The sequence below is a fragment of the Pontibacter qinzhouensis genome (assembly GCF_008017455.1).
Classification (GTDB): domain Bacteria; phylum Bacteroidota; class Bacteroidia; order Cytophagales; family Hymenobacteraceae; genus Pontibacter; species Pontibacter qinzhouensis.
Genome location: NZ_VRTY01000014.1, coordinates 60,497 through 84,324, shown reverse-complemented (window position 1 = coordinate 84,324; position 23,828 = coordinate 60,497). Strand labels below are relative to the sequence as shown.

Sequence of the window (23,828 nt, the reverse complement as noted above, 5' to 3'; positions counted from 1 at the left end):
CAAATCCGCTCATCCTAAGTGGCGCCGCTTGGCCCGGAACGGTGGCGCTGCTTGCCCGGAATATTCACCTTTGATGACAAAATCATGCCGATCAACATCATACCTGTCGCCAATAATGCTGATTCTTTTCTTAGTGTCATTATCGAAGGTTGCAGCAGAAAATAATGCCAGCTTGTCCGTAAAGGCATATGACAGGTTAAAGTCATAGCCACCACCTCTGCCAATTGAAAGATGCAGCTGATTCTTTTGGTCGTGAAGAGGGATTAATAGCGACTTTGGAGTATAGAATTCTTTTTGTGCAAGAAGTTTGCTGGGAAGCAGAACAACCAAAGCAATAAAGATAGAACATCGCAGCTGTTGTAGTTTCAAAACTCCTTGAATTCTGTTCATATCTTTTGATATAAGTAACATACAACGTTTTGCGGCTTGGCGTAGTGGCGGATTTTTATCACAAAAGTTTAATCGAAGCGCTGCACTTGAACCTACCACAAAACTGTCATACGAAGCACTGCACCCGCCATTACGCCAAACCGCTGTTATAGCCAGTGGTTCTTGTCAATTTTCTGTTGTCGACTTGAGTTTAGAATAGTTTTTAGTTTTTTAAAAGTCAAACAATTCCCCAAACAATCCCTTTTTCTTTTTGTATTGATGTTCCTTGTCTGTGGGATATCTTTGTTTGTCAGAATAATTTTCTTGTTGTGCATTCCTACCATTTTGTGAAGAGCGTTCAATGATTTTGTCAAGCTCTCCACGATCAAGCCAGACTCCACGACAATCTGGACAGTAGTCAATTTCAATACCACTGCGGTCTGTCATTACTAAATTCACATTGCAATTTGGACATTTCATATAACTAAAATTAATTGGTGATTTTTTCTAATAACTTACTTCCTCTCTTTGAGATTGAATCAAGTTGAGAAGATGATTTATTTATTAAAGTGTCAAGTTTTTTAACCTTGTCACTTTCTATATTTATGAGTGAGTCAAGAGTTAAAACCTTGTCAACTTCTTTATTTATTAAAGAATCTAAAGACTCCGTCTTGTTTTGTAATTCGTTAAGTTTATTGTCAACTTTATTGCTTATGTCACCACAGGCTGTCAAGAAAAACATTGTTGCAACAGTTACAAAAAGTTTGTTTGGTAAATACTTCATAAATCAATTGTTAAAAAGGCTAAAATCGTTTTGATGTTAATCAAATCTTTCATCAACATTTTGACAAAGATTTTGTTTTTTGGTCGTATCGCATACGATTAGCCAAAACAAATAAGGTTTAATTCTCGAACTTGCAGACAGAACGAAACCTTATTCGTTATAGCCATTTTTTCTATTCAAGGAATGTCACCTTTCCTGAATCCATATCGTAAACACCTCCCACAATTTTAATTTGTCCGTTATCCTCCATTTCTTTAAGGATTGGACTATTTATTCGTATCTGTTCAATAGTGTTTTTTACGTTGCTTTCACAAACTTGATGAACAAACTCAGGGTTTCCAGAGGTTCGTTCTCCTTCATACTTCACTTTCTCCACAGCAGGTCTGATTTTGGAAAGCATTGCAGTAATGTTGCCCAATTTCACATCATCAATAGCTGATTTAATTGCTCCGCAGTGTTCGTGGCCAAGTACCAAAATGACTTTTGCACCTGCTACTTTACAACCAAATTCCATACTTCCCAACAAGTCTTCATTCACAAAATTACCTGCTACACGACCTACGAAGATGTCGCCAATACCTCTGTCAAAAACATCTTCTACGGGAACTCGGCTATCAAGACAAGAAAGCACTACCGCCTTAGGAAATTGTCCTGTTGCACTTTTTCTCACTTGTGCAGAATGGTCCCTTGCTGTTAATTCATTGGTTACAAAGCGTTCATTACCTTCTTTGAAGGATTTTATCACATCATCAGGGGACAAAGCATCTCTCTGTTCTTTTGTTAAAACTTCTTGGATAAGTGGCTTCACTTTCTCTTCCACTTCTGTGGGGATTTCTGTTGTTTTTTGTTCGGGCTGATTATTACAAGCCCCCATTACCGTAGTAGCAATAGCTACAGCTAGAATTTTAATACTTTTCATTCGTTTATTATTATTGTTTTGCCTACTTTGTAGAACGGTTTTCGGCTTTTCCGCTTGTTTTCAAAAATTCAGAAAGGTAATCAGATTAAATTGATTTCGAGAAACATTGTTAGTGGTTTGATTCATAATTCCTATTTCGGTTCTTGCAAATTTTGAGAACCTATATCCAATTCCTCCATAGAGTCGGTTTCTGTCAAAATAGGATTGCTCTGTGTTCATAAAAATTTCATTATAAATTGATAAATAGACAGTTTTATCTTCCATTTGTTTGTGGTTGAGAGCAATATTTGCTGCTAGAAAGTAGCGAAGACGAAGTCTAAAGTCGTCCTCAAAAAATCGTTGCTCAAAACGATACCGGTGTTGAACAGAAACTCTGCCAAATACTTGCCTTGTAATAAACTGCTGGTAAACACGATGTTCGTTGAAATTGGTCTTGTCATCGGTTCCTGCAGTGTATGGTTCGCTGTATATAAAAGCATAACCTAAATGAACATTGTTGTTATTTTCGGTCAGATTGTATCCTATGCCCGTACGGAGCAGTAGCTGTTCTGTATCACCGATAAAATTGAAGTTTCGATACTGCACTTCGTGGTGCCAATTGAATCTATTGTTTATCTTTTTGTCACCAAAGTAGATAAACCAGTTTCCTATGTCGCTTTGCTGCGCAAGCAAGGAAAAAGGGGAAAGTGTCAAAATCAGGAAAATTTTCTTCATTACGTGTTGGGTTCTTACCATTGGCTATAACTTATGTATAAACGGAAGACTGTTCCGGTTATCTGTCGTTTTTGACAGATAACCGGAACTGGGCTAACGAATATACCATATAGTAAATTAATAATTAACATAATCTCATTGTGTTGTTTGTCCCGTAAAACGACAGTTTGCTGAGGCATCTCAGCTACTACTATGAGAGGAGCATCAATTAAGATGATAGATTTAACCTGGTTGCCAATGGCTTGCTACAGGGTTGAAAGCTGATTGCTTTTAGGTTGCTGTCGTGTCCCAAACCTAGGACCTTAAATAAAAAAGGCTGCAGTTTAAACTGCAGCCTTTTTTATTTAAAAGCGATATTTGATACTACTGTCCCTTTATACTAAATCTCTATTGTGACATGTCCTATTGCAAGTGATAAAATATCTTACCATATTATTTCTATCAGACTTTAACGATAGGAGTAAGGATAATTTCTCACTTTTGAGGGTGTATTAATTAATCCCCTTTCTTATGCTTATGTGGCTTTAGTGATGGTGTATTTTTGGGCGTTTCCCTATTATCTCGTTGACGCCTGTCTGGTTTTCCAGTTGAATCAGCAATTCTTTTTGGTCCTGGTTTGATTCCCATAATATACTTCTTTTTAAGGTTAAATTTTATTATATCAATATAAGAATTTTTTAAATATTACACTAAAACGGTGTACAACTTCTTGACACTTTAATAGTTTAAGAAATAACTTATATAAATAATTCTACCTACACTAAATGATCGGTAATGAAGGCATTGTATACAATGGGTGGTACAGGCTATGTGGAGGCATCAGCCGAACATACAGTTTGTACAGTGTTAGGCGCTTGTTTTCTGTTGTTCTTTTAGAACTTTACTGATTCAAAAATTTTTAAAACAGTATCTTCATCTTTGATGTCCAGACCTGAAAGGTTGAATTTGTTTTGGCTGTCAACTTGAATAAATACACCAATAACACCTTTTCCTTTTTCAATAGGCTTCACTATCAAAGCAGGTCTTCCATCAATCGTGGTTGAAGTTCGAGTATGAGTAGCAGTAGTTTCATTCTTAAAGTCATACGCATACCAACCGTAATCATAAGTTAATTCATCCTTTCCATTCGTTATGCCTCCAGTTTTTGAATCGTAACCTTGACTTGTAAAGCTTTCCCAGTTAGATGGTACTTCGATTGTAAAGTCCTTAAAGTCCAAGGTCTCACTCAACTTGTCTTTCTCACAGCTTAAAAGCAGTAGCGATAAGAGGAACACTAACTTTAAATGGTTTTTCATAGTTATACACTTTTTATTATAACGACCCTGAGATTGATAAACTGGTTGCATTTTTACTTAACTACCGCCTAATTATGATATAAATTAGTTATTCCGTTTATCCTCCTGGTTTGGGAGGATAAACGGAATAACTAACAAATTAAGTTAACAACTAAGGCTTTCTTGCCCTGAAATCGAAGGATAGAGCGAGCACTGTTAAATACGCATGACAACTGAAGTTCCTCAGCAGATAGAATTTTCTTATCTTGAGTTTGCTTCAGTAATAAGCTCCTTACCTTAATGGTACTTGGAAAGTCCTTCCTGAAATCTGGGCTGGAATGTATAGGCCTTTGCTATGCATGGGCATTTGGTGAATTAACTGGTGATCTCTACGAAGAATCCCGTACAGAAAAAATCTTATACTAGTGAATACATTCCCTGAAGCTATTTCAAAATGAAAAAGAAACGCCATGGGAAAAGCACTACCACTTCAAATCGTTAACCCACACGCTGCTGGCATAGACGTGGGATCCCGCAGCCATTTCGTTGCCACAGACCAAGTCAGGGGGAATGTCCGCTCCTTTGGGATTTGCACCAAAGACCATGAGGAGCTGATTGAGCACTTGCGTGACTCAGGAGTCACATCAGTAGCCATGGAAAGCACCGGGACCTACTGGCAGACCCTTTTCAACGCACTCCAGAAAGCCGGGTTTGAAGTGCTGCTTGTCGGGGGAAGCCAGACAAAGAATGTGCAGGGGCGCAAAACGGACGTGCTTGACTGCATGTGGATCCAGAAGCTGCATTCCCTGGGACTATTGTCGGGTAGCTTTCTGCTGAGCGACACGCTCCAGGAGATGCGCACCTACTATTACCACAGGCAGCACCTGGTTGAGCAAATCTCCAGGTACACGCACAAAATGCAGAAGGCGCTCCGGCTGATGAACATCAGGCTTGACGTGGCCATCCGTGACATTACCGGCAAGTCAGGACTTGCGATAATAGAGGCGATCCTGGCGGGGAGCCGGGATCCGCAGCACCTTGCCTCGCTGGTGGATGTGAGGATGAAAAAGACCCAACAGCAGATCGCCGAGGCGCTCCATGGCTCCTGGCGGGAAGAGCTGCTGTTTGAGCTGAAGTCTTGCCTGAACTTCTACAGGCTCTACGAGGAAGCCCTCAGGGAGTGTGACCAGATGATTGAGAGTTCTCTGATGAAGCATGCGCCGCAGACCATAATATCTGAACTCGAAGAGAAAGCCTTGAAGCAAAGCAAAAAGAAGAGCAGTAAGAATTCACCTGAGTTCAATGTTCCCAAGATAGCCTACCAATACTTTAAAACTGACCTTCTTGCTATTTCCGGGATCAGCTACGGTACTGTTCTTTGCCTGCTGACGACGATGGGAAAAGATCTGCACAGGTTCCCAACAGCCAAGAGCTTCGCCAGTTGGCTGCGTCTGGTCCCAAATAACAAGGTAAGCGGCGGCCGTATTATCAGCAGTCACACACCATCGGGTAAGTCCTGTTTGGCAATAGCGCTTCGCCAGGCGGCCAATTCCATTGGCAACCAAAAGGACCATGAACTCACCCCGTTTTTCAAAAGGATAGCCTTCAAGAAAGGGAGAATAGCTGCAATTACGGCAACAGCAAGGAAGCTAGCCGTCATTATCTGGAATATGGTAACAAAGGCAGAGCCGTATAAGAAAAAAGAGATAGGAGAAAGTAACGAGAAAAGCAGACGGAATGGGTTAAGGCAGGTGGAAAAACGCATCCAGGCACTTCAACTAAATCAGAGCGAACTTGAAAAGCTTTTTTCAAGTTCGCTCTGATTTAGCCACTTAAAATAGAGTTGTACAGAAAAGTTGACAGGTTGTTTAGATTAATACTTCATCAAGTTTACACATAATACTTAGTCCTGCAAGCCCTTTACACTGGATATTATTTGAGCAATGATGCCTAAAAAGTTATTCATCCGGATTCTGCTTCCATGTCCGGCTATAGCTTTACACTTATAGTCTTTTCGCCCACGGTTTGTCCTGCATGAGATGTTCCATCAACACCTGTTTTACTTTTTTTGATAGCATAATAATTCTTCCAGTGTTTTTTCAATGCTCCGGTTCTGGCGTGTGCCTCTACAGGAGTAAGCATGTCTACGCTTGAATGCGGCCGCTGAAAGTTATAGATACTGATGGCCTCAGCTATGGCTAGCTGTGCGGCAGCGAAGGTAGGGTAAACCACCTCCAGCAGTTCCTCTTTAAGGATGCCATTCACTCGCTCAGCAAGTGCGTTCTCCAGCGGGTCCCCTTTCTGTGTCATGGAGATAGCAACAGCATGATCCTGTAAGAGCTTTACATAGCCGGAACTGCAGTACTGCAGCCCCCGATCGGAATGATGGAAAAGCCCCTGATGGATAGGATTTCCCCTCAGAGCCATCTCCAGGGCACAGTTACATCCATAGGCAGAGAGGTCCTCACAGAGGTAAAAACCCACAATCTTATGGCTGTAGGCATCGGTAATCAAGCTCAGGTAGGCAAACCCGCTTTGCAAATGAATGTAGGTGATATCGCTCACCCACAGCTGATTAGGTGCTACTGGAACAAAACCTATAATCAGGTTGCTGTACTTTCGGAGCCAATGACTGGAGAAGGTGGTCTGGGGCCTGGAGCGCCTTCGTTTCCTGATGAGCAGGCCCTGCTCACGCAACAGTTCGAAAAAGGCGTCCCGGCCCATTTCTATCCGGTGTTCGCTCATAAAGTAGGTCATCATCACCAGCAGCTTGCGAGCGCCCAGCCGCTTTTGGGTTTGACGGATGCGCAACACTTCCTGCAAGAGCAGGTCCTCTTGCAGGGCCTGCTGCTCCTGGGCTTTTATCTGCTGGTAATAGGCCTGTCTACTGTAACCAAACAATGAGCAAAGCATCCCCACAGCGTAGGAAGGCCTCCTTTGCTCTACTCTCATGATTGCTTGGTGCCAGCCTTTTTTCGAATTGGGATACCGAGCTCCTCCTCGGCTATTTTGATCACTTCTAAAAGCACCTCATTCTGAAGCCTTGCCTTACGAAGCTCGGCCTGGAGTTCCTTCACGTCATTGGAAAGAGGGATATCTCTTTGCAAATCCGGAGAAGGCTTGACACTTTTAACTTTTGGTGGATTCTTCATCTGCCCTTCGTGTTTGAGAACCCAACGGCGGATCTGGTAAAAATTTATGCCGTGTTTCTCTCCCAGTGTACGATAACTCAACCCGCCCAGGAGGTACTCGGCTACTATCCGTTCTCTTAGTTTTCTTTCCTTCATTTTTGTCGACTTTGTGTCAACCTATAGCAGGACGAGACATGCTGTATCGAATACCGGGTATTTTGGAACAAGCAGAGACATTGCCCGTCTTAAAAAGCGTTGAACACAGAAGTTCTGGTGAGTAATAGGCTGCACCTCTTTCGACCCAGGCACCTGCTACCGCTACATCAGACAGGTAGACAGCATCTAATTACCAAGGCGGAGCTCCGAAAAAAGGGAGAAAGCCGGAGAGTTAGAGCTCCTGCAGCTCGATCAGCTGCAGGTACGGCTCCAGCCGCCTGGTGCCTTCAAAGCCCACTGCCAACAGGACCTTATCGGTGGCAGTGTCGTGCCACACCTCACAGAAAAAACTGCTCATGTCGTAGAGCGCCACATAATGCTCTCCTTGGGTGCGGATTATAAGGAAGATGCCCTGCTCCAGGATAGCGGCGAGCTTGCCTTCTAATGATAGTGGGATAAACTCTGGCAGATACATTAAAAATATTGTACGGGGAAGGCCTGCATCAGTACAGGCAATATCCCTTAGTTCATGCACGGGGGCTACACACGTTCCTTCAGCTGGTGAGAGATTCTTATATAGTCAGAATCGTACTTCTCTTTTTGGAGTAATGGTCTGCCGAGCGCTCAGTGTTCTTCTCCAGTTCTCCTCGGTCAAGCATACACCACGGTAGTTTGGGCAATAGTCTATCTCTATTCCCTTCTTATCACTCATCAATCGGGTTTCGACGGAGACTCTTCTTAGTTTGATATACTGTTTAACGTGTTTATTGTTTTTTAGATATAGACTACGTCACAACTTATCGGAAAACAGGAGCAGGTGTGGTGGCTGCAGCAGCAGATTTTTCTATGTCAAATTTCAGCAAGTTCTGTCGCAGTCTATAACCCCTTCAAAAGAATCTTAGTATACTTCTCCTTTATGCATTAGGTACGAGCAAGCCGAGTATTAAGCCTCTTCATTTCTGATCAGTGCGATTATACCATCAAAGTAGAAGAGCGGTAGCCTCAAGGCTTCTTATCTCTTAACACCATCTTTTCAATCTTTATAACAATAAAAACTACGCTGCCTGCCGCAACTGAAATAAGCAGGTCCTCTAACGGTAAAGGCACAAGTCTGAAAAAGCTTTCTAAAAAGGGCAGGTAGATAACAGCGAGTTGCAGTAATACAGAGGCAACAACTACCACCATCATCAATGGATTGGTAGTTACGGCAAAGGCTGAGTGGGCTGAAGAGCGCAGGGCAAGCGCCTGGAAAACCTGTGCAAATCCGATAGTGGCAAAAATCATTGTCTGCCAGGTGTGGTCTTCTGGATCAGCGGGGTTATAGTAGTATAAGGCCAGGCCCAGCGAAGTAGCGGCAATGGTTGCCCCTACTAAAACTAACTGAAAAGCGTCTTTCTTTTCCAGTGCACCCTTCTCCGGATCTCTGGGAGGCCTTCTCATGATATCTTCCTCTGCCGGCTCTGTCCCAAGGCCAAGCCCCAGCAAACCGTCAGTCAGCAGATTCAGCCACAGTAATTGCAGCGGCTGCAGAGCTATTGTCATGCCGAAGAAAGGAGCCACCAACATGATCAGCACCTTACCGATGTTTCCGGCAAGGGAGAACCTGATAAACCGGAGCAGGTTGTCAAATATCACCCTTCCCTCCTCCACGGCAGCCACGATGGTCGTGAAGTTGTCGTCCAGCAGCACCATGTCTGCAGCTTCCTTGGCCACATCTGTCCCTGTTATCCCCATCGCTACGCCGATATCAGCCTTGCGCAGCGCAGGAGAGTCATTCACCCCGTCACCGGTCATTGCCACAACTTCCCCCCGCCTCTGAAGTGCGCTGACTATCCTGAGTTTATCTTCCGGAGACACCCTTGCATACACTGAGGTGTTTTCTGCTAATACCAAGAGCTCATCTTCGTCGGCTCTCTGTAGCCGATCTCCTGTTATGACCTCTGACCCTTCTCCGAAATGAAGCTCCCGGCCGATTGCTGCGGCTGTTAGCGGATGGTCTCCGGTGATCATCACAGGCCTTATGCCAGCCAGCCTGCACTTTTCGACCGCAGCCTTTACTTCCTCCCGAGGCGGGTCGATTATTCCCACAAGACCAATGAAGGTAAGCCCTTTCTCCATATCCGCTTTACCTTCTGCCGAATCCACTCTTCTAAAGGCAAGCCCCAGCACCCTGATCCCATTTTGGGCCATCCTGGTGTTTGCCTTTAAAATTTTCTCCTCCCATTCAGCATCAAGCGGCACTTCCTTCCCCTCCACCCACACAGAGTCAGAAACAGTTAAAAGCATGTCAGGGGCACCTTTAGCGCAAAGCACAAAAGACGTGTTCTGTAGTGGTTGTAAATAGCCAGGTGAAGCCGCATCCACTTTATGAACGGTGGACATCCTTTTCCTGTCACTGTCAAAGGGAAGCTCGTTCACCCTTGGAAGCTTCTCCAGGAGGTCTTCCTGGTAAATGCCTCTCTTCCCCCCGGCAATAAGCAAAGCCGTCTCTGTCGGATCCCCTACCATTTGTTCCGAGTCAGGGCCAGCACCCTTTTTGAAGGTAGCATCATTGCACAGCACCGACACGGCAAGCGCAAAGTCAAGGGCTTCCGCTGACGGCCCCTCTGCTTCTACCGTGGCTCCAGGCTGAAACGCCACTGTCTGCCCAGGCAGGTCTACTGCCGTTACAGTCATTTTATTTTGGGTGAGTGTCCCTGTCTTGTCTGAGCAGATCACGGTAACAGAACCCAGTGTCTCTACGGCAGGCAGCTTCCTGATCAGGGCATTCCGTTTTAACATTCTTTGCCCCCCCAGCGCCAGCGTAATGGTGACCACCGCAGGCAACCCTTCGGGCACCACTGCCACTGCCACGCTTACGGCTGTCAGGAACATGTCCGCAGCGGATTCCCCCAGTAACAGGCCGATGCCAAAAATGGCGGCGGCGGCCACAATACCGAACAGCGCCAGCAATTTACCCAGCTTGTCTAGCCTTTCCTGCAGCGGTGTCTTACCTGTTTCAACGGTATCAATTAAGTTTGCAATTTTCCCCAGCTCAGTTCCCATGCCGGTTGAAACAGTAATGCCCACCCCTCTTCCGTAAGTTACCACTGTTCCCTTGAAAGCCATGCACCTGCGGTCACCTATCGGCACATCCTCCCGGTTTATAGGATCAACATCCTTTTCTACTGGCTCGGACTCTCCTGTTAAGGCTGACTCCTGAATTTTGAGATTGAAAGCACTTAACACCCGAAGATCTGCAGGCACGACATTACCCGCTTCCAGCTCTACTATATCACCTGGCACAAGCTCCTTGGCCGATATTTCTTTGGCTGCCCCGTTTCGCCTCACCCTCACTTTGGGAACTACCATCCGGTTCAGTGCGGCCATGGCGCGCTCTGCACGATATTCCTGGAAAAACCCGAGAAAACCGAAAAGAAGCACAATCGCCATAATGGCCACCGCTTCTGTAGTCTTTCCAAGAAACAGGGAGAGCAATGCTGCTGCTATCAGAATCAGCACCATCGTTTCGGTAAATTGCTGTAACAGCAGTTTAAAAGGACTTTTCTGCCTCTTTTCAGCCAGTTTGTTTGGGCCGTGCTCTTGCAGGCGCACATCTGCCTCAGTATCTGAAATACCCTTAGGAGAGGTTCCGAGTTCTGCTAAAACTTCCTCTTTAGACTTTTTATACCAATCTTTCATCTTGCTTTTTTGTTGTTGCCGACTAAGGCACTGTTGCTATAGGTCCGATGTGTTTTTGTGAAATATACCATCAGAGCATTGGAATTACAATGACCTACTGGAAGATATTTTCAGGTACTCTCTGCTCCTTGCAGCATCAGTCCTGCAGCTATTCAGAGCCCCATTTTAATACTGAAAGTAAAGATATCAATATACGTAGTCTATGGTCCGCTCCGGAGAGGGTCAGGTGCTATTTACCCTGGAGAAGCTATCTAATTATCCGCCGGTAAAACCTCAATTATCCGTCCCAGAAAGCTGCCGTTTGGCGGAATAACTTTTGTCAACCTATTTCAGGAGAAGACCAATTAAGCTTTAAGTTGTACAGAAATAAGTTGACAGCAGTTGTCCCGTAAAACGACCGTTTTAGCGATGCTTGTAAGCAATATGCAAGATCTGTGTATAGTGGGTCCCGAATTGCCGTCTCACAAATCAAACTGGTATTTTGATTAATGAGATGAGTTGGTGATACAGTCGAGCAGCTTTACTTCCAAAGCGTATCACAAGCATTTATAACAGGGCGGAGGGCAAGAGAGTAGGAGTAGGAGCAGGAACACCTGACAGAGGAGAACTATTCCTATGAGGCGAGGGCGTCACGGAGTTTCATACCCAGACCTATGGTTTCTCGACGGTGAAGACTCTGCCGGCCGCCATGGAATTGGAAATCTCAGGATACAAAGAAGGGAAGCAGACTGATAAGAAAACCTACGCTTATACAGGTGGGAAACCACTTCCTTACCTTCGAAGCCAGCCAATAGCCGGTGAGATATAGCGGAGTATTACCAGGAAAAGTGGCTGTGCACGGCCTGTGCGATTTCTTATTATTTAGTTCTATAGTTTGAGGAGCAGTTAATCCCACAGCTTGTGGGACTAATTACACTAAGTCAATGCTACCTATCTGACTTAACTCTTCCTGCCTCCAAATACCTGGAGGCGTGCAGCGACCGTTCCCAAGACGGCAATTATCTCCTCTGGGTCAGGCAGCGTGCCATACACGAGGGAACGGAATTCCTGCTGGTAAGCAGAGTTTAATGTTTTCCAGGCTCTGCCCACATCGGCAAACAGCAGGCAGGCATCCAGCGGATGCAGAGCCCAGTCCCCCTGGAACTCGCTGTTGCGGGCATCATCGGCCTGCACGGCCTTGATCATTTGGAAGAAGTCCTCGCTGTGCAGAAAGGAGACTACTGCAGGTGCTTTCAGCATGGCGTGCAGGTCGTAGACATGGCGGATTTTACTACCCAGCTCATCTATGGGGTTCTCAGCATAAGAGGCCCGCACCAAGGCGAGTACTTTCTCTGTGAAGGTGCGCTCCAGGCTGACCACGTTCACCTCGAAAGGAGCCAGGCCGTACTGCCTGATTAGGTCCAGCAAGCCGCGCTGAGCCATAAACTGGCTGATGTAGGTCTTGATTGGCATCAGCTGGTGTGGATTAGGGCTGGCAAAGGAATTGATTTCCACCAGAATCTTGTCGGTTGCCTGACCGTAGTCTCCCTGCACAGTGGCTCCGTATTCATGCAGCGTTTTGCGGAAGCGGGAGCCTTTGCTGGCTCGGTGCGGATCATTTACCTCAACCATGTCCTTTGTGATCTCTTTTGAGATTTTGCGGATCAGCTGCATGACCTGGTTGTTAGTCATGCCTTCGAGCGCGTTAATAGCCAGATCGATGTCCTCTGAAAAGCGCTCGATCAGGTTATAGGCTTTGGATAGGGAGGTACCGCCCTTGAAGATGGCCTGCTCCACGTAGGGGGAGTGGGCCAGCCTATAGAGCACCAGCGTCACCCAGTAATCCTTCTCCACATACACATCCCTGATCTGCAGGGCCTCTGCTGTGGCCGTAATAGCGTCCCGAAACACCTCCGGGTTTTGGTGCAGGTTCATATGATATTCCAGTCTCTTCTGTTGGGCAAAATGCTCTCGCTAATGCCCAGTTTGTATTTAGTCAGCGGGTTGAGCGACTGCCTTAGCCTATCCGCCACCTGTGCATAGCCCAGCTGCTCCAACAGGGCTCCCAGTAGGGCACGGGTAGCGGGGTTGTAGTCCAGCGCCAACTCCATGAGCCGATCCATATCGCCTTCGGCTAATTTTCTGATATACTCCAGCAGAATGAGGATCGTCTTTTCGCTGTTGCGGTCCGGGATCTTCTTGTAACCGCGCAGTGCGTCCAGGACTTGAAGCTTGTCAATGTCAGACTCCTTGAAGTTGGTAGGGCTCTGAACATAACGGATTTTGGTTTTCCCGACGTTCGCCACCCGGCGTTGCTTGCGGGTCGTCAGCGTCACCTCCCGGGGAACCTGCGTGGTCAGACCCAGCTGGTTGTATAGCCCCAAACCGCTCTCGTACCCTTTGACTTTGCCCTTGGAAGTGCTCAGGCTCTTAATGATCTCTTTTTCGGATGGTCTTACTTTCCCGAAAACAGTTTCCTTCGGCTTGTAGTAGCGGCCTTTTGCCAGTCGGTTGATCACCCCTTGCCTGGCCAGGCGGCTGAGCGCCGCTGCCAGGGCCTCCAGTTGGCTATCATTTACCTGAAAATCAGCATAAGTCAACAGCTGACCGGGATGGGCCTGTTCAATTCTTTCCCGGACTTGCTGCATGATGCTCATAGCTGTTTGTTCTTCACCATATTGTTCCCGCAAAGGTAGCCCTCCTCTCTCCATTATGTCAAGTTTTTTTGTTATTAAACTTGACATAATAAATTTCAAACAACCGTTCTTCCTCTGATAACGGCTCTAGAGTATTCAGGAAGGAAGTAATATTCTGTTTTTCTTTTGAAATGGCGATTTCGGTAAATTAAGGGGCAATCTACTAATAGAACCGGCTGGCTTTTATGCCGGTTGGTCTTCCCTGTATTGGCATCAGAAATCTTCGGCAAAGCTCAGAAGGACTGCTGCTACTTTTTCAGCTAACGCAAATGGCTGGCACGCCGATAGCCAGAATAACATTTCCATAGTTAGAGGGGTGCATATACTTGATCAGAAGCCATTCAAACGTGCATGGTGTAAAAGCATGATTAGAGAAACCCGCTTTGCTAACAAATGCTGCATCTACTCCAGCATCTCGTAAATCTGGCGCATGTACAGTGCCTCCTCAACAACCTCACCTAGATTCACCCATTCCGCTTCGGTAAAAGCCATCGTGAAATCCTTATGGGGTAGGCGTATCATGATACGCTCCAGCTCATCCGGAAATGGCATGGCACCATCAGCAAAGCTGTACCTGCGGATGAGGTTGCTGAAGGCGAAAAACTGTTCAGGAGTGAAGCTTACAATAAGGTTGTTATGCCAAAGGCTGACGGACCTGCAGCCTACGCAATGGCTGATGTAGGTGTTGTTTTTGCTACTGAGCGTCCGGGTATCACACATAAAGCTTAGTTACTTTTATTGGTGCATTCTAATCCACTGTGGTCATGAGGGGCACGGGCAGCATTGCATTGCCTCTTCAGGCTTGCCAGTATAAGCAGCGCCCAGTACTTGGGGCGCTGCTGCCTGTTTGTCTTAGTACCTGCTCTACAGCTCTACCACCATTGATACGTTGAAGGCTGCCCCCTTGCCTTTTGTGTACAGGGTCGGGGAAGTGAACCACTGCGAGCGCGCAGGGAAGTAATCTTCGTTAAACAGGTTCTCCACGCCTATATTGAACGTAGTGTTCTTGCTCATTTTGTAGCTGGCAGACAGGTTCACCAGTTGGTAAGGTTCCACAGGCCCCTGATAGAAATTATAAGTTCCCTTCTCATTCAGCTCAAACCGGTCTCTGGCGCCGATGCCCGTGTACTGCAGGTTGAAACCAAGCTTGTTTTCAAACAGCGCATAACGAAGGTAGGCCGTGTATTTAGGAGCCGAGATGCGCTCACCGCCCAGGTAAACATCCCCTGCATCACTAAACTTGTCGTTCTGATTCACATCCATCTTTCCTTCTACAAAAGAATAGGTAGCACCAAAACTCAGGTTATCCAGCAGAGAAACGTCGGCAGTCGCCTCAACTCCGTAGATTTTCTCCGGTGTGCGCATGACCACGAACACACCGTCTTTGTACTGGCCGCTTGCCCCCAGTTCGGAGGTGCTGACAAAGCCCACTCCCTCAAACCTCAGCTTGCGGAACTTGCTCACAAAGCCTGCCTCATAGTTGTTGATCACGATGGCCTCGGTGCTGATCTTGCTGATATCGTCTACTCTCGCCGAGCGTAGCATCACTCCAATATCGGCCACAGAAAAGCCTTGGGAGAAGCTGGCGTACGGCGTGAACAACTCAAATTTGTTGTACCGCAACCCGGCGTTGAAAAGGTAGGCATTGTAGCCCAGCTCACCGCCCTTTACCGCAAAGCCCGGGTTGTCGATCTCTCCTGTGGTAGGGTTTACTGTTCTGAGCGTGGTGTAGTCTTCTACCTCAATATTTACTTTCTCGGCTCTAAATCCGCCTTTAAAGATCAGGTCTTCGGCAATGGCAGTCTTCAGCTGCACAAAAGGCGCGACGTTGAGCATGTTCATCTCCGGCACCCATATGCGGCCGTCCACCAGCGGTTGAGAAGTAATGTCATTCAATACATCAAGGCCATAGGTCACATCTCCCTCAACAGAAGCACTGATTTTGTAAGGCGTGGTGAGCAAGCCTCTTGCCCCCTTTTTTACAGAGGAGACCAGGGACTGCCCGCCGAACTCAAAATTAGGAGACCAGAAAAACACGTTGTCCACTGACTGGAAGTAAGCGTCTGCCTCGTAGCGGCTGCTGAGGAAGGCTTGCTCCCCGGAGAAGCGCAGGTGCAGGTTGTGGTTGGAGCGCACGCCCTGCGGCACACCAAGCGTTTCGCCCAGCACGGCTGTGCTTTTTTGCCTGTTCTGGTAGTTCCCGTACTGCGGCACATAGTTCGTCTTCTGCTCACTGCTGTAGTAGTTGTAGGTCAGCTGCACACGGTTAAAGGGGGTAAAGTCATAGCCAAGCTTTACAAAGCCGTTGTAAGAATCGGTCTCGCCCAGGCCATAGTCCGGAGGAAGCACATCCCCCTCGGCATCCTTCCACTCACCGCTCTGCTCATAGGCACCGCTCAGCACATAGTCGAACTTGCCTGTCTTGCCGTAGAACATCTGGCTTACCCTGGCGCCAATGCTGTTGTCAGCATCCACCAGTGAACCTGTCATGCCCAGCGAAGTGCGGGCGCTAAGAGGCTTTTGCTGACGCGGCGTTCTGGTGATGTAGTTGATAAGACCACCCGCTGCACCGTTTCCGTAAATGGCGGTGGCTCCTTTTATTACCTCGACCTGCTCAATGGCATCCGGATCCAGTGCACGCATATCCACGGCGCCGTTACGAAGGGGAGTTGATTGCGGCACCCCGTCGATCATGACCAGCATGGCACGGCCACGAAGTGTCTGGCCCCAGTTGCTGCTGGTGCCTGTGCTTGGCGCAAGGCCTGGCACTTTGTTGCTGAGAATATCTATGATGTTCGTGCTTACCATCAGGTCTTCCTCAATGGCTTTTCGGGAAAGCACGGTAATGGAGGAGGGGACTTGGTCAATGGTTTCTGGGGTGCGGCTGGCGGAGATCACCACCTCGTTCAACCCCTGCTGGCTTGGCGAAAGGCTTACCTGCACCGTTTGGGTCTCTCCTGCATTTACCGTAACTGCTATGACTTTCTGCTCAAAACCTATGGCTGAAACTATAAGTCTGTGTTCTCCGGCATTCACCCGCTCCAGATTAAAGGCTCCTTTCTCATTGGTGGTAGTGCCTGTGTTGGTGCCTTTGAGGAACACGCTGCTGAAGGACACAGGCTGATTCTCTGTATCAAGTACTGTTCCCCTTATGCTGCCCGTTTGGGAAAATGCACTGGCCGACAGCAACATGCACATGGCCAGCAGTGGTAAAAGTTTTTTCATCAGTTATTATTTAGAATAATTATAAATACGTTGGTTGGACAAAAGTAAGGCTGAAAAACAAAAAGGCAAGAGCTTATTTAGATTAATTTTAAATAAGCTTTGACATTAGGTGATTCCCGCATAGATTTGCAATGCATCATTATAGCAGGACAGGCAGCTTTCGGAAGATAGCCTTGCGAAAGCTGCCTGTAGGAAACAGGATACAAACTAAGATTTTGAAGAAGCGGGTGAAAAGGACTTTCTCCATCCATCATTGGCTGGGGCTGTTGGCAGGAATCTTCCTGTTGATCTCAAGTATCACGGGATCGGTGCTGGTATTCCATCATGAGATTGACCATGCACAATTCGCCAGCCACTCCACTTTGGAGGCACCTGCTGCCGGCCTTAGGATAGACAACTCCATAAAGCGGATCCTGCAGGCTTACCCTGGCAGTGACATTCGGGTGCCGGAGCTTCCTAAAGACCCGAACCAGGCACTGAAGTATGAGATCAGGAAAGATGGCATCCGTAAATGGATTTTTGTGCACCCACAAACAGGGAAAGCACTGGCAACCGTGGCGCGTGCGGACAAGCGCCTGGTGCATGTACTACTTGATCTTCACTACAACCTGCTCTCCGGCACACCGGGAAAAATACTAGTGCTGCTGGGCGGACTGTCCCTGATCTTGCTCTCTATCACCGGCTCTATCCTTTACCGCAGGTCCATTTGGAAGGTACTTTCTTTCCGGCAGCGCGTTTCCTTTAAAAGCAGCCGCTCTTTTTTCTCCAGTCTGCACCGGGTAATTGGGGTGTGGAGCTTGGTATTTAACCTACTTCTAAGTGTTACCGGTAGCTGGATTGCTTTTACCATTGTACAAAGCGCTCTTGTCCCTGCCAGTGCTGGTGCCGCAGAGGATGCTCCATCAGGAATAATGTCCGTGGACGCTGTGCTTGAGCAAGTAAGAGGGGAGTATCCGGAATTTGAAATCAATTACCTCCGCTTCGCAGGCGGGGCGTTCTCCATCCTCGGAAGACACAAATCAGATCCCGCATACTACGGGTCTACCTCTAGTTACATACAGGTGGACCTAAGTTCCGGCGGGGTGAAGGCCGTAAATCTTGCCCGAGACAAGCCCTGGAACGAACGCATGCTGCTGGTGTTCAAGCCGCTGCACTTCGGCGACTATGCCGGCCCTGCAGTAAAGCTTATTTACTGTTTCTTCGGTATGATGCCTGGTCTGCTGGCCGTATCAGGCTTTTTCATATGGAGACTAAAGAACAACAAAACAGATAAGTTGATGCAAAAACGCAAAGTGCCTGTACGCTACTCGCATACCGGAGGGGCCGTGTAAAGGTGCAGCTCATGGCTTGCGAGATGCTTGCAGTTGATGCTCTTTAGTATGGTGCAGCTTTCCAGGGGAAGTATCAGGAAGAACTTCAAATTATCTATAGGCTATTGGTTTGTAGCAGCTCTTAATCCTGACATGAATGGTAAAACCCTAAAATGACAGTCAAGTCTTCATATAGGTTTTCAATAGTTGTGTGCTTTGGTTATGAATTCTGCTTACAAAGAGACAATAGTTTAATCTGCTAAAAATTATACAGATGTAGCTCCGTCTTCTTTGGGCTTATGTAGGGCTTTTCCGGTGGTAATCTTTGATAGATGAAGCTTTCTTCGGTTTCTTCTTTTTACTTTATACTACCACACCAGGAAACCTGTGAGCGGCAAGCTGGCACAGTTCAGGCTGATCTAAGAGGAGCTTTCCATAGTAGGCAACAAGCATAAAGCACTCCTTACTTAACATAAGGTAAATTATAAGACAATTCGTATATAGTTATTTTCCATAGTCTTTATCGCCTTGTAGATGCCTTTTACGCTAGTTAAAGGCTCTCTTATATTTTACACAGCATATGCCACACCGCAAGTTGCCTCATTCTTGATGCAGCCCCTTCTTGTTTAACATAAATTTTTTATATAGAATAATTAAGGGCCGAAAAAATTATGTTTAAAAATACTGAAAAAACAGTATTGATTTCCTTCCCTCGCAGCTCTACCTTACTTGCTAGTGTAAAAGTGTTTATAACACTGCTTCTGCCGTTTCCAACACATTTCGAAGGAAGCTGTACAGGACTATTTAAAAGGTATAATGTTGTTTCGTTAGCTCTTAACTATAGAAAGGCAGTATGGACTTAAATGACAGAATTGGAGCATGGTACACCCCGCAGGGTTACTTTTTCAGGGTCTGGGCGCCGCATGCTAATAAGGTGTCGGTTGTAGTTCAGGATGGGCCACATTGGGAAGTAGATGATACAATAATTGAACAGGAACTCAGTAAGAATGGGGATTACTGGAGTGCTACTGTTTCAGGCGTTGAAGCACGGCAGTTGTACCGGTATAAGATTGAGCACAATGATGGGCGCGAAATGGAGCACCTTGATCCAGCGGCACGTGACGTTGTCAGTTCAGAGCTAACCAGGAAGGACCCCAGTAATCGAAACGGATGTGTCGTGCAGGGTGCTGATATATTTCCCTGGACACCGTTTGAAACCCCTCGATTCGAAAACTACATCATTTATCAATTTCATATTGGCTCTTTCGCCGGACGCAATGACCAATTCAATAAGGGTTGGGCAAGCTTTCATGATGTAGAAAGCAAGTTTTCCTACATCAAAGAATTAGGCTTTAACTGCATCGAGCCACTTCCGGTACAGGAGTATGCCATGGACCGCTCCTGGGGTTATAATCCTGCCTCGTTCTTTGCTCCTGAATCATCCTACGGTTCTCCACAAGACCTAAAGAAGTTTGTAGATGCAGCCCGCTTAGACAAGGGCTGCATCTAACTAAACCAAATTATTTAAATCAAAAACATATTTTAGGCATGAGTAATATCGAAGGAAAAGTAGTCGTCATAACCGGGGCAAGCAGTGGGCTGGGCGAAGAAACGGCCCGTCACTTTTCCGCACAGGGGGCAGCCGTAGCGCTCGGTGCCAGGCGAGCAGATCGCATACAGTTGTTAGCGGAGGAAATCAACAAGAATGGCGGTAGAGCCATTGCTGTAACTACAGACGTTGCACAGCGTGAGCAGGTACAACGATTAGTTGCTGCTGCTGTTGAGCAGTTTAGCCGAGTGGACGTGGTTCTCAACAACGCTGGCGTTATGCCGCTCTCCCCATTGGAGCGCCTGAATGTGGAGGAGTGGGATCAAATGATCGATGTGAACCTAAAGGGGGTGCTCTATGGTATTGCCGCCGCGCTCCCTTATATGAAGCAGCAGAAGTCCGGTCATATCATTAATGTCTCTTCCGTAGCTGGGCATAAGCTTTTTTCTGGCTCCGCGGTTTACTCAGCAACCAAATTTGGTGTGCGTGCCTTGTCTGAGGGCCTGCGGCAGGAAATGAAGCCTTACAACATCCGCACCACCATCATCTCGCCAGGTGCCGTCAAAACTGAGCTTCTCGAACATATTAGCGAAAAAGATATCCAGGAAGCAAATCAGGATTATGTAGGGCAAGTGGGAGTTACCCCTGATGCATTTGCCCGGCTGATTGCTTTTGCCATTAGCCAGCCTGAAGAGGTCGACATCAATGAGATCCTTTTCAGGCCAACAGCCCAGGAGCTTTAAGCCCGTAGCCGGCACACTGTCCAGACCTTGTAACAGAAGCAAGGTCTGGATTTAGGATGTCACCAAAGTATCCGGTCCAGTCAAATGATAACGGAATTGATCAATATAAATTAAATGGTCAAAGCATGAATCGACACCGCATAAGTGCAGCATCTGTAGCGGCCTTTGCTTTTGCAGCACTATTTACTTTTAGCTGTAACGAACAGACTTCAAAGAAAACAGCAAATGATGGAGTTGAGGCCATCTTTCCTAAAGGTGAGTTAGGGCCAGCAAAAAACTTCACGGGAAATGCCTGGAATTATGGATTAGTTGAAAATGACTCAATCTTTACTACCCTTGTGGGTAATGTTTATTTCGAGCCTGGTGCCAGAAGCAACTGGCACACCCATCCTGCCGGTCAGATCCTGATTATTACGGATGGTGTTGGTTACCACCAACTAGAAGGGCAGCCAAGGCAAACCATCAAAAAGGGAGATGTGGTAAAGTGCCCACCAAACGTTAGACACTGGCATGGCGCAAGTCCCGATACCGGCTTACAGCAGCTATACATTATTCCCAATACCGAAAAAGGAATCGTCGAGTGGAGGCAGCCTGTCACCGATGAAGAGTATAATAACGCTAAATAAGGTGTGTCTAGTCCTGATATGATTTGGTACTTGCTGTCTCATAATTTCCTGGAATTACAAGATGTAAAATAGTGGTTTAACCGGCGGCTGATAAGCTCCATTATGTAAAGTAGAAGGATAACGTCTCGGGTCAAACTGTGGCGTAGCTAAAGTTTAGGTGTTATTGTAAGTACCATCTTCCTGTGCCAACCGCTACTCGTATTAATTAAAGGATGTAATTGAAAAAATGGCTAAAGGCTCAACAAACTAAATTTAATTGTCTCCAAAGAAATTAATGCCAGATAAGTTTTTCAAGTTGGTCTAGAACCTACAAAAACAAAATGCCTTTCTTGCGAGAGGCAAGCGACATTCTGTTACTAAAACATATAAGTAAGAAATATTGGTAGTTCTATAAAAGTAATGATAGGTTATAGTTAGCGACAAAGAACATAATAGCCATCAGGTGCCTGTCGAGCTTTTTTGAGAAGGATAGCGCCTTTCTCACCAGCCTTGCACATCTCTGCCTGAGAGAGCAGAAAAGCCTCTCGGCATGGTTGGTGTCTTTCTTCTCTTTAGAGGCTCTATGCCGCTGTGCCGGTATGACCTGCTTATAGGCCTCCCAGTTATCGGTGAAGAAAGTTGCCTGCTGCCTGTACTGTTGAGGAATATTCTCCCACAGCCCCCTTGCCCCCGCTGCGCCTCTGTCTCCCAGGTGCAGGGCCACGATCTGCCTGCTTCTCCTGTCCTGGGCCACCCAAAGCCACTGCTTATTGGCCTTGCAGCCGACAAAGCTCCACAACTCATCGCTCTCGCACTCATAGCAGCACAGCTGCAGTTCTGCCTGTGCCGAAACCTGTGCGTTCAAGTCATCCGGAACTTCTACGTACAGCTCATCCATGTAGCGGTAAAGGTGGTAGGCAGATATGGCCAGCACTCTGCAGATCCCCTCCAGGGAAAGCCGCTCGAGCAAGAGCAGCTTAATGAGCCTTTTCTGCTCCGGACTCAGGCTACGGTTTTGCCGGTGAAAGACAAACTGCCGTCTGCAGTCCTTGCACTTGCCCCTGGCTTTACCGTAGTAGGTTTTACCATTTTTGACTTTATTCACACTGCCGCAGTAGTAGCATGACCTGTTCATGATGGTATAAAAGTTGTTCGCACTCCTTTTTACCTCTACTGCGGTCTTTTTTGTTATTCTATCATTACTTCTGTAGGACTACCTTAAAAATGTCTAAAATGTAAGGATAATTCTTAAACTGCACCTGCCACCACACCTGCTCCTCCATTCAAACAATTCATATATAAATAAATATTTCGCAAATAAATATTTTTTCTTACGAACAGTTGTTATTTTAGCCTTTCCAAACACAAACCTATGGCAAAAAGCCTGGTGCTTACTGCCCTCATCATCTGAAACAATGGAAAGAATAACAGCCCGCTATTATATAGAAACACCCTTTGAGGTAGAACGCGCTGCCGCCGTGCTGGCCGGAGAGCAGTCTTCCGGCACTTTTGTGGCGGTGCCGGGCGAAACCGAAGAACTGAAGCAGCGGTTCGCTGCTCGCATAGAAACTATCAACCACCTGGAAACCGTATCCGAACCTGCCATTCCGGGAGCCAAAGCTTCCAGCGGCAAATATAACCGGGCTGAGGTGGAAGTATCGTGGTCGGTGGAGAACTTTGGCTATAACCTGCCTGCGATGGTTTCCACGCTGCAGGGCAACCTGTACGAGATCACACAGTTTACAGGCCTGAAACTGATGGACCTGGAAGTTCCGCCTTCATTTGGTGATCATTTTAAAGGCCCCCGCTTTGGCATTGCCGGTTGCCGGAAACTCACCGGTGTGCAGGACCGACCGCTTATCGGTACCATCATCAAACCCAGCATCGGTCTGACGCCGCAGCAGACCGCTGACATGGTGAAAGTACTGGCCGAGGCAGGCATCGACTTTATTAAGGATGATGAATTGCTGGTTTCGTCGGCTAACTCCTCTTTTGAAGAGCGGCTGGAGGCGGTGATGCGCGTTATAAACATTCATGCGGATAAAACCGGGAAACGTGTGATGTACGCCATCAACATCAGCGATGAGGTAGATACCATGCTGCGCCGCTACGAAAAGGTGGTGGCCTCCGGAAACACCTGTGCCATGGTGAGCATCAACAGCGTGGGCTTGTCCGGTGTGAAGAAAGTGTGCGATCAGGGGGAACTGGCCATCCACGGGCACCGCAATGGCTGGGGCATGCTCAACCGCCACCCGCTGCTGGGCATCGAGTTTCCGGCTTACCAGAAAATCTGGCGCCTGGCAGGCGTGGACCAGCTGCACGTAAACGGCATCCAGAATAAATTCTGGGAATCCGATGATTCAGTAGTGCGCTCCATAGAAGCGTGCCTGAAGCCGATGCTGGGCGGATACTCTATTTTGCCGGTGGTATCATCCGGGCAATGGGGCGGGCAGGCCCCCGAAACGTACCGCCGCACCCAAACCACCGACCTGCTGTACATGGCAGGCGGCGGCATAATGGCGCACCCTGATGGACCTGCCGGAGGTGTAGTCGCCCTGAACCAAGCATGGGAAGCAGCAGTAGCAGGCTTGTCCGTAGAAGCAGCAGCACAGCGGTACCCGGAATTCGGTAATTCAGTTAAAAAATTCGGATCTAACTAATGACAAACCACCCGCACCACCTGCTGCTGGTCT

Annotated in this window: 21 protein-coding genes; 6 read left to right on the top strand and 15 right to left on the bottom strand. The window is 47.0% G+C overall.

The genetic code is table 11. From position 1 onward, the window contains the following. Positions 1 to 9: 9 nt before the first annotated feature. The 6 genes from FVR03_RS05670 to FVR03_RS05645 form a co-directional block, all read right to left on the bottom strand. On the bottom strand, positions 10 to 390 hold the full coding sequence (locus tag FVR03_RS05670) for a hypothetical protein (protein WP_147920764.1): 381 nt from the start codon (positions 388 to 390) through the stop codon (positions 10 to 12). A gap of 210 nt (positions 391 to 600) precedes the next feature. Beyond that, entirely contained in the window at positions 601 to 849 is a 249-nt protein-coding gene (locus FVR03_RS05665) for a TFIIB-type zinc ribbon-containing protein (RefSeq protein WP_116544990.1), read from the bottom strand. Positions 850 to 859: 10 nt separating this feature from the next. After that, positions 860 to 1,153: a hypothetical protein gene (locus FVR03_RS05660; RefSeq protein ID WP_116544989.1), complete on the bottom strand. Its 294-nt coding sequence runs from the start codon at positions 1,151 to 1,153 to the stop codon at positions 860 to 862. 172 nt (positions 1,154 to 1,325) lie between these two features. Next, positions 1,326 to 2,072: a carbonic anhydrase family protein gene (locus FVR03_RS05655; protein ID WP_205943776.1), complete on the bottom strand. Its 747-nt coding sequence runs from the start codon at positions 2,070 to 2,072 to the stop codon at positions 1,326 to 1,328. A gap of 60 nt (positions 2,073 to 2,132) precedes the next feature. Beyond that, complete coding sequence (locus FVR03_RS05650) at positions 2,133 to 2,786, bottom strand: DUF2490 domain-containing protein (protein ID WP_116545011.1); 654 nt, start codon at positions 2,784 to 2,786, stop codon at positions 2,133 to 2,135. An 872-nt stretch (positions 2,787 to 3,658) separates the two neighbouring features. After that, positions 3,659 to 4,081, bottom strand: coding sequence for a hypothetical protein (locus tag FVR03_RS05645; protein ID WP_147920763.1), 423 nt, complete (start codon positions 4,079 to 4,081; stop codon positions 3,659 to 3,661). A 449-nt stretch (positions 4,082 to 4,530) separates the two neighbouring features. On the opposite strand from FVR03_RS05645, the gene FVR03_RS05640 reads away from it, so the two are divergent. After that, entirely contained in the window at positions 4,531 to 5,883 is a 1,353-nt protein-coding gene (locus tag FVR03_RS05640) for an IS110 family RNA-guided transposase (RefSeq protein WP_116544987.1), read from the top strand. Positions 5,884 to 6,049: 166 nt separating this feature from the next. On the opposite strand, the gene FVR03_RS05635 is transcribed toward FVR03_RS05640, so the two are convergent. From FVR03_RS05635 to FVR03_RS05600, 8 genes are all read right to left on the bottom strand, one after another. Further along, positions 6,050 to 7,012, bottom strand: a complete 963-nt coding sequence (locus tag FVR03_RS05635) for an IS3 family transposase (RefSeq protein ID WP_116544986.1) — start codon at positions 7,010 to 7,012, stop codon at positions 6,050 to 6,052. Beyond that, positions 7,009 to 7,347, bottom strand: a complete 339-nt coding sequence (locus FVR03_RS05630) for a transposase (RefSeq protein ID WP_116544985.1) — start codon at positions 7,345 to 7,347, stop codon at positions 7,009 to 7,011. The genes FVR03_RS05635 and FVR03_RS05630 overlap by 4 nt, the downstream gene beginning before the upstream one ends. A 232-nt stretch (positions 7,348 to 7,579) precedes the next feature. Further along, positions 7,580 to 7,822, bottom strand: a complete 243-nt coding sequence (locus FVR03_RS05625) for a hypothetical protein (RefSeq protein WP_116544984.1) — start codon at positions 7,820 to 7,822, stop codon at positions 7,580 to 7,582. 527 nt (positions 7,823 to 8,349) lie between these two features. After that, complete coding sequence (locus tag FVR03_RS05620) at positions 8,350 to 11,028, bottom strand: cation-translocating P-type ATPase (RefSeq protein ID WP_116544983.1); 2,679 nt, start codon at positions 11,026 to 11,028, stop codon at positions 8,350 to 8,352. Between the two features lie 939 nt (positions 11,029 to 11,967). Next, the gene (locus tag FVR03_RS05615) at positions 11,968 to 12,942 is read right to left on the bottom strand and encodes a nucleotidyl transferase AbiEii/AbiGii toxin family protein (protein WP_116544982.1); all 975 of its coding nucleotides are present in this window, start codon (positions 12,940 to 12,942) and stop codon (positions 11,968 to 11,970) included. Next, the gene (locus FVR03_RS05610) at positions 12,939 to 13,751 is read right to left on the bottom strand and encodes a DUF6088 family protein (protein WP_147920762.1); all 813 of its coding nucleotides are present in this window, start codon (positions 13,749 to 13,751) and stop codon (positions 12,939 to 12,941) included. The genes FVR03_RS05615 and FVR03_RS05610 overlap by 4 nt, the downstream gene beginning before the upstream one ends. A 354-nt stretch (positions 13,752 to 14,105) precedes the next feature. Then, on the bottom strand, positions 14,106 to 14,423 hold the full coding sequence (locus tag FVR03_RS05605) for a DUF6686 family protein (RefSeq protein ID WP_116544980.1): 318 nt from the start codon (positions 14,421 to 14,423) through the stop codon (positions 14,106 to 14,108). A gap of 144 nt (positions 14,424 to 14,567) precedes the next feature. Further along, on the bottom strand, positions 14,568 to 16,928 hold the full coding sequence (locus FVR03_RS05600) for a TonB-dependent receptor (protein WP_116544979.1): 2,361 nt from the start codon (positions 16,926 to 16,928) through the stop codon (positions 14,568 to 14,570). A 227-nt stretch (positions 16,929 to 17,155) separates the two neighbouring features. On the opposite strand from FVR03_RS05600, the gene FVR03_RS05595 reads away from it, so the two are divergent. The 4 genes from FVR03_RS05595 (at position 17,156) to FVR03_RS05580 (ending at position 21,156) form a co-directional block, all read left to right on the top strand. Next, positions 17,156 to 18,259, top strand: a complete 1,104-nt coding sequence (locus tag FVR03_RS05595) for a PepSY-associated TM helix domain-containing protein (RefSeq protein WP_165820692.1) — start codon at positions 17,156 to 17,158, stop codon at positions 18,257 to 18,259. Between the two features lie 832 nt (positions 18,260 to 19,091). Further along, on the top strand, positions 19,092 to 19,748 hold the full coding sequence (locus tag FVR03_RS05590; protein ID WP_147920761.1) for a hypothetical protein: 657 nt from the start codon (positions 19,092 to 19,094) through the stop codon (positions 19,746 to 19,748). A 38-nt stretch (positions 19,749 to 19,786) separates the two neighbouring features. After that, positions 19,787 to 20,530, top strand: a complete 744-nt coding sequence (locus tag FVR03_RS05585) for an SDR family oxidoreductase (RefSeq protein ID WP_147920760.1) — start codon at positions 19,787 to 19,789, stop codon at positions 20,528 to 20,530. 56 nt (positions 20,531 to 20,586) lie between these two features. Beyond that, a complete protein-coding gene (locus FVR03_RS05580) occupies positions 20,587 to 21,156 on the top strand; it encodes a cupin domain-containing protein (RefSeq protein ID WP_255474077.1) in 570 nt (189 codons plus the stop codon). Between the two features lie 388 nt (positions 21,157 to 21,544). On the opposite strand, the gene FVR03_RS05575 is transcribed toward FVR03_RS05580, so the two are convergent. After that, positions 21,545 to 22,270: an IS1 family transposase gene (locus FVR03_RS05575; protein WP_147920759.1), complete on the bottom strand. Its 726-nt coding sequence runs from the start codon at positions 22,268 to 22,270 to the stop codon at positions 21,545 to 21,547. A gap of 280 nt (positions 22,271 to 22,550) precedes the next feature. Here FVR03_RS05575 and FVR03_RS05570 point away from each other — a divergent pair, with 280 nt between their 5' ends. Beyond that, positions 22,551 to 23,795, top strand: coding sequence for a ribulose-bisphosphate carboxylase large subunit family protein (locus FVR03_RS05570; protein ID WP_147920758.1), 1,245 nt, complete (start codon positions 22,551 to 22,553; stop codon positions 23,793 to 23,795). Positions 23,796 to 23,828 lie beyond the last annotated feature (33 nt).